10 protein-coding genes are annotated in these 11,524 nt (G+C 73.0%); 7 read left to right on the forward strand and 3 right to left on the reverse strand.

Going from position 1 to position 11,524, the window contains the following annotated elements; genetic code table 11:
• Window positions 1-3: 3 nt before the first annotated feature.
• Entirely contained in the window at window positions 4-1,368 is a 1,365-nt protein-coding gene (locus tag IEZ25_RS13875; RefSeq protein ID WP_191200025.1) for an aspartate aminotransferase family protein, read from the reverse strand.
• Entirely contained in the window at window positions 1,361-2,908 is a 1,548-nt protein-coding gene (locus IEZ25_RS13880; RefSeq protein WP_191200026.1) for a CoA-acylating methylmalonate-semialdehyde dehydrogenase, read from the reverse strand. The genes IEZ25_RS13875 and IEZ25_RS13880 overlap by 8 nt, the downstream gene beginning before the upstream one ends.
• Window positions 2,909-3,013: 105 nt before the next feature.
• Between IEZ25_RS13880 and IEZ25_RS13885 the strand changes: the two genes are divergently transcribed.
• Genes IEZ25_RS13885 through IEZ25_RS13900 form a run of 4 tightly spaced genes read left to right on the forward strand, consistent with a single transcriptional unit; the run spans window position 3,014 to window position 7,514 of the window.
• On the forward strand, window positions 3,014-4,654 hold the full coding sequence (locus IEZ25_RS13885; RefSeq protein WP_318152230.1) for a PucR family transcriptional regulator: 1,641 nt from the start codon (window positions 3,014-3,016) through the stop codon (window positions 4,652-4,654).
• A gap of 50 nt (window positions 4,655-4,704) precedes the next feature.
• Window positions 4,705-5,028 (forward strand): cupin domain-containing protein, encoded by a 324-nt coding sequence (locus tag IEZ25_RS13890; RefSeq protein WP_191200027.1) that lies wholly within the window; start codon window positions 4,705-4,707, stop codon window positions 5,026-5,028.
• Between the two features lie 23 nt (window positions 5,029-5,051).
• Window positions 5,052-6,479 carry a gamma-aminobutyraldehyde dehydrogenase gene (locus IEZ25_RS13895; protein ID WP_191200028.1) on the forward strand — a complete coding sequence of 476 codons (1,428 nt, stop codon included), beginning with the start codon at window positions 5,052-5,054 and terminating at the stop codon, window positions 6,477-6,479.
• A gap of 39 nt (window positions 6,480-6,518) precedes the next feature.
• Window positions 6,519-7,514 (forward strand): hypothetical protein, encoded by a 996-nt coding sequence (locus IEZ25_RS13900; protein ID WP_191200029.1) that lies wholly within the window; start codon window positions 6,519-6,521, stop codon window positions 7,512-7,514.
• Window positions 7,515-7,519: 5 nt separating this feature from the next.
• On the opposite strand, the gene IEZ25_RS13905 is transcribed toward IEZ25_RS13900, so the two are convergent.
• The gene (locus tag IEZ25_RS13905) at window positions 7,520-8,137 is read right to left on the reverse strand and encodes a carboxymuconolactone decarboxylase family protein (RefSeq protein ID WP_224748978.1); all 618 of its coding nucleotides are present in this window, start codon (window positions 8,135-8,137) and stop codon (window positions 7,520-7,522) included.
• Between the two features lie 10 nt (window positions 8,138-8,147).
• Between IEZ25_RS13905 and IEZ25_RS13910 the strand changes: the two genes are divergently transcribed.
• The 3 genes from IEZ25_RS13910 (at window position 8,148) to IEZ25_RS13920 (ending at window position 11,456) form a co-directional block, all read left to right on the forward strand.
• Entirely contained in the window at window positions 8,148-8,558 is a 411-nt protein-coding gene (locus tag IEZ25_RS13910) for a hypothetical protein (RefSeq protein ID WP_191200030.1), read from the forward strand.
• A 64-nt stretch (window positions 8,559-8,622) separates the two neighbouring features.
• Window positions 8,623-9,438, forward strand: a complete 816-nt coding sequence (locus IEZ25_RS13915) for a SurA N-terminal domain-containing protein (protein ID WP_191200031.1) — start codon at window positions 8,623-8,625, stop codon at window positions 9,436-9,438.
• A 56-nt stretch (window positions 9,439-9,494) separates the two neighbouring features.
• Window positions 9,495-11,456, forward strand: coding sequence for an ATP-binding protein (locus tag IEZ25_RS13920; RefSeq protein ID WP_191200032.1), 1,962 nt, complete (start codon window positions 9,495-9,497; stop codon window positions 11,454-11,456).
• Window positions 11,457-11,524: the final 68 nt, after the last annotated feature.

Raw genomic sequence — 11,524 nt, forward strand, 5'->3', positions numbered from 1 at the left:
GGCTCAGGCCGTGGCCGACAGGGCCTCGTCGAGGATGGCGAGTCCCTCGCGGACCTCGTCCTCGCTCGTGGTGAGCGGTGGCACGACGTGGATCCGGTTGAAGTTCACGAAGGGCAGCATGCCGCGCTCCTGGCATCCCTTGACGATCGCGGTCATCTCCGGGCTGGACCCGCCGTAGGGGGCGAGCGGCTCACGGGTCTCGCGATCGCTGACGAGCTCGACGGCCCAGAAGACGCCGGTGCCGCGGATCTCGCCGATGCGCTCGTGCTTCTCCGCGAGCTCCCGCAGCCCGGGGCCGATCACGTCCTCGCCGAGGCGGGCGGCACGGCCGACGACGTCCTCGTCCTCCATCGTGCGGATGGTCGCGACGGCGGCGGCGCAGGCCAGCGGGTGGCCGGAGTAGGTGAGGCCGCCGGGGTAGGACCGGTGCGCGAAGGTCTCGTGGATGGCGTCGCTGATGGCGACGCCGCCGAGCGGGACGTAGCCGCTGTTGACGCCCTTGGCGAAGGTGAGCAGGTCAGGAGTCACGCCTCCGTGCTCGACGGCGAACCAGCGACCGGACCGGCCGAAGCCGGACATGACCTCGTCGGCGATCAGGACGATGCCGTGGCGGTCGCAGATCTCGCGCACGCCGGCGAGGTATCCCGGTGGCGGGATCATGATGCCGGCGGTGCCGGGGATGGCCTCGAGGACGATCGCGGCGACGGTCGAGGCTCCTTCGAGGGCGACGACCTGCTCGAGGTGCTCGAGTGCGCGCTGGCACTCCTCGGCCTCGGTGGTGGCGTGGAAGGCGCTGCGGTAGAGGAAGGGTCCGAAGAAGTGCACGGTGCCGGTGGAGGCGTGGTCGGAGGCCCAGCGCCGCGGGTCGCCGGTCATGTTCACCGCGAGGTGCGTGCCGCCGTGATAGCTGCGGTAGGTGGTGAGCACCTTGTGGCGGCCCGTGTGCAGCCGTGCCATGCGTACGGCGTGCTCGTTGGCGTCGGCGCCTCCGTTGGTGAAGAAGACGTGGCCGAGGTCGCCCGGGGTGTGGGAGGAGATGAGCCGGGCGGCCTCCGAGCGGGTGCCGTTGGCGACGGCCGGCGCGACCGTGGCGAGGTGGCCGGCCTGCTCCTGGATCGCGGCGACGATGCGCGGGTGCTGGTGGCCGAGGTTGGTGAAGACCAGCTGGGAGGTGAAGTCGAGGTAGCGACTGCCGGCACCGTCCCAGACGTGGGAGCCCTCGGCGCGGGTGATGACCATCGGCGAGATCTCGGCCTGGGCCGACCAGGAGTGGAAGACGTGCGCGCGGTCGAGCTCGTAGGCCCGCTCGGCGTCGTGGGTCGTGGCGAGGTCGCTGGCGATGCCGTTCATCACGGTGGTCTCAGTCATTGCGCGGGAACCCCAGCTCGAGGCCGCCCTCGGGGCGGTTGGCCGGGTCGATCCACCGGGTGGTGACGACCTTGCCGCGGGTGAAGAAGTGCACGCCCTCGGTGCCGTGGGCGTGGGTGTCGCCGAAGAGCGAGCGCTTCCAGCCGCCGAAGGAGTAGTAGGCGACCGGCACCGGGACGGGGACGTTGACGCCGATCATGCCGACGGTCACGTCGGCCTCGAAGCGACGTGCGGCGCCGCCGTCGTTGGTGAAGACCGCGGTGCCGTTGCCGTACTCGTTGGCGTTGATGAGCGCGACGGCCTCCTCGTAGGTCTTGACGCGCACCACGGACAGGACGGGGCCGAAGATCTCCTCGGTGTAGACGTCCATGTCGGTGGTGACGTCGTCGAAGAGCGTCGGGCCGAGCCAGAAGCCCTGCTCGCCGCCGCGCGCGGAGACGTCGCGGCCGTCGACGACGACCTTGGCGCCGGCCGCCTCGCCGGAGTCGATGAAGGAGCTGACCTTGTCGCGGTGGGCCTTCGTGACGAGCGGGCCCATGTCGGCCTCGCGCTCGTCGCCGCCCTTCGTGCCGTCGCCGATCAGGAGGGTGCGGGTGCGGTCGGCGATCCGGGCGACGAGCTCGTCGCCGATCGGGTCGACCGCGACCAGCACGCTGATCGCCATGCAGCGCTCACCGGCGCTGCCGTACCCGGCGTTGACCGCCGAGTCGGCGGCCAGGTCGAGGTCGGCGTCGGGCAGCACGACCATGTGGTTCTTCGCCCCACCCAGCGCCTGCACCCGCTTGCCGTGCCTGCTCGCGGTCTCGTAGACGTACTCCGCGATCGGGGTCGAGCCGACGAAGCTGATGGCCGCCACGTCGGGGCTGGTCAGCAGCGCGTCGACCGCGGTCTTGTCGCCGTGCAGGACGTTGAAGACGCCGTCCGGCAGGCCCGCCTCGCGCCAGAGCGCGGCGATCCAGTTGGCGGCGCTGGGGTCCTTCTCGCTGGGCTTGAGCACCACCGCGTTGCCGGCGGCGATGGCGATCGGGAAGAACCACATCGGCACCATGGCCGGGAAGTTGAAGGGGCTGATGATCCCCACGACCCCGAGCGGCACCCGCTTGGAGTGCACGTCGACGCCCGTCGAGGCCTCCTCGCTGTGCCCGCCCTTGAGCAGGTGGGAGATGCCGCAGGCGAACTCGACGACCTCGAGGCCGCGCGAGATCTCGCCCATCGCGTCGGAGTGCACCTTGCCGTGCTCGGCGGTGATGATCGCGGCGAGCTCGTCCTTGCGGGCGTTGAGCAGCTCGCGGAAGCCGAAGAGCACCTGCGTGCGCCGTGCCAGCGACATGGTGGCCCACGAGCGGGCCGCGCGGGAGGCGGAGGCGATCACGTGCGCGGCGTCGGCCTCGCTGGCCAGGGCCACCCGCCCGGTGACCTGGCCGGTCGCGGGGTTGGTCACGTCGGCCCAGCCGGTGGGGGAGCCGGTCAGCTCGGCACCGTCGACCCAGTGCACGATCTCGGTCGCGTCGGCCGCGACCCTCGAGGAGGTGTCAGTCATGCCGCCATCGTCCTCGTCAGCCGGAGCCGGCGCGGGTGTCGGATCGTAGGGTTTGGTCGTCCGGTCAGAACAGTTCGTCACCTCGTTCCCGCGTACGATCGGTGCGTGGCCGAGACGATGCCGGGGGTGACGCTCCAGGAGGCGCTGGCGCTGCCCAGCCTCCGGCGGGCGAGCCCGCGCGTGGTCGCCGGCGCCGCCGGCACCGACCGGCCGATCCGCTGGGTGCACGCCACCGAGCGCCCCGACGTGCGCGAGCTGCTGCGCGCGGGCGACCTGGTGCTCACCATGGGCACCGGCCTCCCGGCCGACGACGACGAGGCCGGCCTGTCGGCCTTCGTCGACGAGCTGGTCGACGTCGGCGGCGCGGGCGTGGTGATCGAGCTGGGCCGCCGCTGGGAGCGAGACCTGCCGCAGGCCCTCGTCGACGCCTGCGAGCGGCACGGCCTGCCGCTGGTCGTGCTCGGTCAGGAGACCCGCTTCGCCACGCTCGCCCAGGAGATCGGCGAGCGCGTCGTCGACCACCAGCTCGCCGAGCTGCGCGAGGCCCAGCGGGTGCACGAGACCTTCACCGAGCTCAGCTTCAGCCAGGCCGGCCCGGTGGAGATCCTCCAGGCCGTGCAGCGGCTGGCTGAGGGTCCCGTCGTGGTCGAGAACGCCCAGCACCGACCGCTCGACTACTTCCCGGCCCCCGGTGACGAGGGCGGCTTCATCGACGGCTGGCCCGCGCGCTCGCGCCGGGTGGACGTCTCCGGCCGCACCGGGTGGGACGCGGCCAATGGCTGGCTGGTGACCCGCCTCGGCACGGCCGACGAGGCCTGGGGCCGGCTGGTCATCGGCTCGCCGCAGGCGCCGTCGCAGCGCCTGGTGGCGGTCGCCGAGCGCGCTGCCGCGGCCCTGGCCCTCCACCGGCTGCACGACCGCGACCGCGGCACCCTCATGCGGCGTACGCACCTCGAGCTGCTCACGGGCCTGAGTGAGGCCCCGGACGCGGACGAGGTGCTGCGTCGCTGCGAGCTGGCCGGCTTCCCGGTCCGCCGGCGCACCTTCGTCGGGCTCGTCGTCCGCCCCCGGATCGGCCCGTCCGCGCCCGCCGACCTCGACGAGGTCGCGGCGACCGCGGTGCGGGCCGCGCACGGGCTGCGGCTCCCCGCCCTGGTCTGCCAGGTCGAGCGCGACCTGCGGGTCGTGGTGTCGGCCGCGGCCTCGGCCGATGCCGACGACCTGGTCGACCGCCTGGCCGCGCGGGTGCTCGCGCACCACGACGTCGTGCTGGCGGCGGGGCGCGCGGTCGCGGAGCGCTCCGGCATCGCCCGCTCGGTCCGGGAGGCGGGGCAGGTCGCCGACGCGGCCCCGCAGGCGCGCCGCGACCAGGACCCCGACGTGCACCGGCTCGCCGACCTCCACCTGCGCGGTCTGCTCGCGCTGCTCGGCGAGGACGACCGGGTGCGGCTCTTCGTGGAGCGCGAGCTCGCCCCGCTCAAGCAGCACGACCGCGCCGACGGGTCACGCACCGAGCTGCTCGCCGCCCTGCGCGCGCTGCTGCTCCACCCGGCGAGCAAGACCGAGGCGGCGGCCAGCCTGCACCTGTCGCGGGCCGCGTTCTACGACCGGCTCGGCCGCATCGAGGCGCTGCTCTGCGCGGACCTCGACGACCCCGATGTGCGCGTGTCGCTGCACGTCGCCCTCGTGGCCGACTCGATGTCGCTCGACTCACCGGACGAACTGTCCGGCCGGGGCTCCGGATGACGACAGATCGGCGGGCGGCGTTCCCGGCCGCGGGTGGGGACGATGGTCAGATGTTCCGTGTGCTCGACGTCGAGGCCGCCGTGCCGACGACCCCCCTTGACCCCGCCACCGTCGTCGACGGCTCCCCTGCTGCCGGCTCCCGGGCGCTCGCCGCGGTCGCCGGCGTCGAGATCGGCGTGTGGGAGATGAGCCCGGGCACGGCCACCGACGTGGAGGTCGACGAGGTGTTCGTCGTCCTCTCCGGCTCGGCCACCGTGACCTTCGGGGACGGCGAGCGGGTCGAGCTCGCCCCGGGCACCGTCGTACGCCTCCGTGCCGGTGAGCAGACCACCTGGGTCGTCCACGAGACCCTCCGCAAGATCTACGTCGCCTGACCCGTCCAGTCCCAGGAGTCCTCATGTCCGACCCGATCCAGAACTTCGTCGACGGCGCGCTCGTCGACTCCGCGACGACGGAGTTCATCGACCTCGTCGACCCCACCACGGGCCAGGTCGACGGCCGCTCGCCGGTCTCGACGGCCGAGGAGGTCGACCGGGCCTACGCCGCCGCGGCAGCTGCGTCCGAGACGTGGAAGCGGCTCACCCCCGGTCGTCGCCAGGGCCACCTGCTCGACCTGGCGACCGCGATCGCCGAGCGCCGCGACGAGATCGCCGAGGTCCAGGCGCGCGACACCGGCCAGCCGATCCGCTACGTCGCCAGCGAGGAGGTCGACCAGGGCGTCGACCAGCTGCGCTTCTTCGCCGGCGCCGCCCGGCTGCTCGAGGGCAAGTCGGCGGGGGAGTACCTCGAAGGTCACACGTCCTCCATCCGCCGCGAGCCCATCGGCGTGGTCGGCCAGGTGACGCCGTGGAACTACCCCTTCGCGATGGCCATCTGGAAGGTCGCGCCCGCGCTCGCCGCCGGCAACACGATCGTGCTCAAGCCCAGCGACACCACCCCCCGCTCGACCGTGCTCCTCGCCGAGATCGCCGGCGAGGTGCTCCCTGCCGGCGTGCTCAACGTCGTCAACGGCGACGCCACCACCGGGCGCCACCTCGTCGAGCACCCGACCCCCGGCCTGGTCGCGATCACCGGATCGGTCCGCGCGGGCATCGAGGTCGCCACCTCGGCAGCGAAGAACCTCAAGCGCGCCCACCTCGAGCTCGGCGGCAAGGCCCCGGTCGTCGTCACCCCGGACGCCGACCTGCCCCGCGCCGCGGAGATGATCGCCGCCGCGGCGTACTTCAACGCCGGCCAGGACTGCACCGCGGCGACCCGCGTGATCGTGCACCGCAGTGTCCACGACGAGCTGGTCGAGCTGCTCGTGAAGGAGGCCGAGGGCACGCGTCCCGGCCCGCCGTCCGACGACGCGGCCGACTACGGCCCGCTCAACAACGCCGGCCACCTCGCCAAGGTCGAGGCGTTCCTCGCCGACCTCCCCGCTCACGCCGACGTGCGCACCGGCGGCTCCCGCCACGGGGACGCCGGCTTCTTCTTCGCGCCGACCGTGGTCACCGGCGTGCGCCAGGACGACCGCATCGTGCAGGAGGAGGTCTTCGGCCCCGTCCTCACCGTGCAGGCGTACGACGACGAGGCAGAGGCGGTGCGGATGGCCAACGGCGTCCCCTACGGCCTCGCCGGCAGCGTGTGGACGCGCGACCACGGGACCGCCGACCGGCTGACCCGCGAGCTCGACTTCGGCTGCGTGTGGGTCAACACCCACATCCCCTTCGTCTCCGAGATGCCGCACGGCGGCTTCGGGCACTCCGGCTACGGCAAGGACCTCTCCGGCTACGGCTTCGACGACTACACGCGCATCAAGCACGTGATGACCGCGCACTACTGACGAGGTGTGCCGCGACCCGTCGCGTGGCACCATCCAGCGATGAGGCAACGGGGACGGATCGCTGTGGCGATGTCGGTGCTGCTCCTCGGTGCAGCGACGGCCTGCTCGCCGAAGGTGGCCGACGAGGTCGACGACGATGCCGCTTGGCGCACCAGCGGCGATCCCGTGGACACCGGCGGCCTCGTCTGGGCCGTCGGCTCGACGGTGCACCTGGGTGACGGCTCGACGTTCGAGACCGGCGCGCCGATGCGAGCGCTCCTGCTGGGCGGGGACGGCGCGTTCTTCGTGCCGCTCGACCCGGAGGGCGACCACGGACGGTTCGTCGGCGCCGACCTGTTCTTCGTCGACGCGTCCGGGGGCGACGCGGTCGACACCGGCCTGGACGTCGACGACGAGGGGGTGGCGGTCACGCCCGACGGCACGCATCTCGCCGTCCTGGCCACCGACCACGACAGCGGCGCGGCGGAGATGCGCCTCTACGACCTGACCTCGGGCGCGAGCACCACGACCGAGGAAGGCTTCGACACCGACCCGGCCGACCGGGTGCGCGACCTCGACGAGTCCGAGGTCGCCATCCTCGCCATCACCGACGACGAGGTCTACGCCAGGACCACCGGTGGCGACGTCGTCTACGACCTCGACAGCGGCGAGGCGCGCGAGCTGGGCGTCGACGAGGTGGTGCCGGGGAGCGGCGAGGATCGGCTCCGGAGCCCGGACGGCGCCTGGCGGATCGAGCAGGGCGACGGCCTGCGCGACGTCCTCGCCGGCGCGTCCGGTGCGGACGTGGTGCCCGACACGGGATCTCGCCGGTGGAGCCTGACCCGCTGGCTCGATCGGCGGACGGTGCTCGGGATCACCGTCGACGGCCCGAGCGAGGGGGAGGAGATCGGACCTGACGACGTCCTGGCCCTGATGACCTGCCAGGTGCCCGCCGGCGCCTGCAGGACGGTGCCGGGCACCCGCGGCGAGCTGGTGCTCCTGCCCCTCGGGCCGGGAGGCGAGAGGCTCGACCTGCGTCCGCTCGAGCGCGGCTGACAGCGCTACTCCGCGGGCACGCCGACCTCGAACACGTCCAACAGCTGCGCGAGCGTGCGGTAGTAGCCGACCAGGACGACGAGCTCGGTCAGCGTGGTGCTGCCCAGCTCGGCGACGAGCCCGGCGTAGTCCTCGTCGGTGAGCCGGGAGCGGTCCTCGAGGAGGCGGCGACAGAGGTTGTACGCCGCCTGCTCGGCGGGGTCCGCGGACGTGAAGGCCCCCGCGGCCAGGTCGTCGAGCTCGCCGTCGGTCAGGCCCGCCGCGCGACCGATGCGCGCGTGGGCGTAGGCCTCGAAGTCGCTCCCGGTCGCCGTTGCGACGGCCAGGATCGCGAGCTCGCGGACCCGCTCGGTGAGCCCGGTGGCGTAGCGCACGGCGCCGCCGAGCTCCTGCAGCGGGGCCCCGATCGCCGGCGCGTGGACCATCACGCCGAAGGGGCCGGTGAGGGCGCCGTCGGCGGTGGTGAGGGGGAAGTGCTGGGTGCCGGAGGCCCGGGGGCCATCGGTGATCCGGTCGTGGAGGGCCCGCTGGGCGCCGTTCATCTCGGCCGGGGTCAGGTCGGGCAGGCGCATGGTGACCATGATGCCGATGGGTCCGACCCGTCGTGCAGGGGCGTCGGGCATCCTTGGGCCCATGCGCTTCACCGAGCACGAGCTGACCGTCGCCGTCACCGCCGCCGCGAAGATCGTCGCCGGCGGCAAGATCGGCAAGCGGGCCAAGGGCGAGGAGAAGTGGGAGGCGATGAGCAAGATCGACCGCTACCACCTCCTCGAGGCCGTCGGCAGCCAGGTGCTGCCGGTGCTGATCGCGCTACCCGACGTGGAGGTGCCCGCCGGGACCCGGCCGACGTTCACCGACGAGCAGATCGCCGCCGCGGTCGAGGAGACCATGGGGGACGACGGGGTCGTCAAGCTGCCCGGGAAGATGGGGCGGAAGGTGGCGGTGGCCGCGCGCGTGACCCTCGTGCGGACAGCTCTCGCGCAGCTCCCGGTGCGGCAGGACCCGGACGCGCTGGTCGTGCCCGACTCGCTCGAGGACCTCTGAGCCACCGGCCCCTCCTGAGAACCCTGAGCGCCACGCTCAGGTTCGGTGCGTACCGTCGATGGCGATGAACTCCTTGATGCGCACCCCCCGACCCCGCACCCGGCGGACCCGTACCGCCCTGGCCGCCCTCGCGACCGCCGCCCTGCTCGGCCTGTCCGCCTGTGGTGGCGGGGGCGACGGCGACGCCAAGGCCGACGACTCCGCGGCGAGCGGCTCGCCCTCCGCCGACGCCTCCCCGGATGCCTCGGACGGCGCCGACGCCGCCCCGAAGCCCGACCTCGACGGCATCCCGGACGTGGTCGCGGAGGTCAACGGCGAGGAGATCACCAAGGACGAGTTCACCCCGGTCTACGAGGCAAGCTTCGCGCAGGCCGCCTCCCAGGCGCAGATGGGTGGCGAGGCCCCCGACGAGGACGCGCTGAAGAAGTCGACCGTCGACGACCTCGTCGACACCGAGCTGCTGACGCAGGAGGCCGCCTCCCGCGGCATCGAGGTCAGCGACGACGACGTCGAGGCCGAGCTCACGAAGCTCGCCGAGCAGAACGGCATGAAGTCCGGCGACGAGCTGCTGAAGGCCGTCGCCGCGCAGGGGATGGATGCCGACACCGCGCGCTCGCAGGTCCAGACCCAGGTGCTGGTCGAGCAGCTCGTCACCGACGAGAAGGGCCCGATCGAGCCGACGGAGAAGGAGCTGCGCGAGATCTACGACGCGGCCAAGAAGCAGCAGGAGCAGTCGGGCCAGGAGGGCCAGGCGTTCCCGCCGTTCAAGCAGGTGCACGACCAGGTCGAGGAGCAGGCCAGGTCGCAGGAGATCGGCAAGGTAGCGCAGAGCCTGGTGACCGGGCTCCGCAAGGACGCCGACATCACCATCAACATCTGATCAACGCTCGGACCGTTGCCGTCCCAGGGGCGGCGACGGGCCTTACCCTGTCGCCCATGACGACGGCGCCCCTCCCCGTGCGGGCGGTGTGGGGCTTCACGATTGCGTACGCCGTGCTCACGGTCCTCGGGCGCCTGACGGTCGTGCACGGGCAGAGCGTCAGCCTGGTCTGGCCGGCGGCCGGGGTAGCGGCACTGTGGCTGCTCGCGGAGTCGCCGCACCGCCAGTGGCGGATGCTGGTGCCCCTCGTCGCCGTGCACGCCATGATCGTCTGGCTGACCGGCGGCACGCCGTCCCTGATGGTCTTCGGGGCGCTCTCGATCGCGGTGCAGACCTGGTTGCTGGGCCTGCTCGTCCGACGATGGTGCCCCACGCTCCTCGGCGCGGGTGGCACCGCCAGCCTGCGATCCCCGCGCACCCTGGCCACGGTGTGCTGCGCGGTCGCCCTGGGCTGCCTGGCCGGCGCCGCGGTCGGCACCCTGGCCCTGTGGACCAGTGACATGACGGTCGACGTGTGGACCGCCGTGGCCTGGTTCGCGCGACACGTCACCGGGGTGCTCTCGGTCGGCGGCGTCGGTCACCTGGCCTGGGAGTGGCGCACGCAGACCATCCCGCAGCGGGCCCAGGGCGGGCACCGCCAGGAGCTCGCGCTGCTCTGGGTGGTCTCCCTCGCGGGCACCGTCGTGATCTTCCTGCAGCCGCTGCCCCTCGCCTTCCTCGTCATCTCCTTCAGCGTGTGGTCCGCGGCACGCTTCCGGACCTTCCCGGCCGCCGTCCACTCCCTGGCCCTCGGTTCGGTCGCGCTCTGGCTCAGCCTAGAGGGACACGGTCCCTTCGCCCGGCTCTCCGACCCGGTCGAGGCGGCGCTCGTGTCGCAGGTCTTCGTGGTGGCCGTGCTGCTGACCAGCCTCGCCGTCGGCGCGCTGGGCGACCGGATCGACGAGCTGTACGCCGCAGCGCGGCGCGCGCGCCGCACGTCGGCCCAGCAGGCCCAGCTCCTCACCGAGATGACCGAGAGCATGGGTGAGGGGCTCATCGTCCTCGACCCCGCAGGCAAGGTGGACCGCAGCAACGGCGCGAGCCGGTGGCTCGCCCACCGGGTGCGCCCCGGCGCCCGGGACGCCGACGCGCTGGCCGTCCTCGTCGGCCTCGTGCTGGACCCGGCTCCGGCCAACGCCGGCGCGTCGCGCGCCGAGCTCGGCGTCGGCGACGTCGTCCTGCCGCTGCCCGACGGGGAGGAGATGGTCCTCGCCGTCACCCGGACCCCTCTGTCGGGAGCACGCGAGGACGACAGCCGTTCGGCCGTCCTGCTGGTGCTGCGCGACGTGACCTACCACCGGCAGGGACTGCGGCCCCTCGCCGGCTTCGCCTCGACAGCGGCGCACGACCTCCGAGGTCCGCTGAGCTCGGTCCGCTCGTGGCTGGAGCTGGCCGCCGAGGACATCGAGCCCGGCTCGCTCGCCCTCGACTCGATGCGTCGCGCGGAGCGCTCGGCCGACCAGATGGGCGACCTGATCGACGACCTGCTCGCGCACGCGCTGGCGGAGTCCGGCGGGTTGAGGGCGGAGGACGTGGCCCTGGGCGGTGAGCGAGGCGTGCTGGCGCAGACCCTCGGCCTCCTCGGTCCCGACGACGTCCTCGACGTGTCGTCCGACCTGCCCGCCGTGCACGCCGACCCCGTCGCCGTACGTCAGCTCTTCGGCAACCTGGTGGGCAACGCCGTCAAGTACGCCACCCCCGGCACGCCGGCGCGGATCGAGGTCCGCGCCGAGCAGCAGGGTGCACGCGTCGTCGTCGAGATCCACGACAACGGGGTGGGGGTGCCCGAGGAGGACCGGACGCTCATCTTCCAGCGGTTCCACCGCAGCGACGCGGTGCGGGCGAAGTTCGGCGGGACCGGCATCGGGCTCTCGATCTGCCAGACCATCGTGACCCGCCACGGCGGCACCATCGAGTGCCTGGCCACCCCACCCGGCACCGGGTCGGTCTTCCGGTTCGACCTGCCGGCCGCGGACTAGGTCGAGCCTCTAGGTTTCGAGCCGCCCGTCACGACCTCGTTCCTCGGTCGTGGGGCTTCCTCAACCTC

Source organism: Nocardioides hwasunensis, assembly GCF_014779665.1.
Taxonomy (GTDB): domain Bacteria; phylum Actinomycetota; class Actinomycetes; order Propionibacteriales; family Nocardioidaceae; genus Nocardioides; species Nocardioides hwasunensis.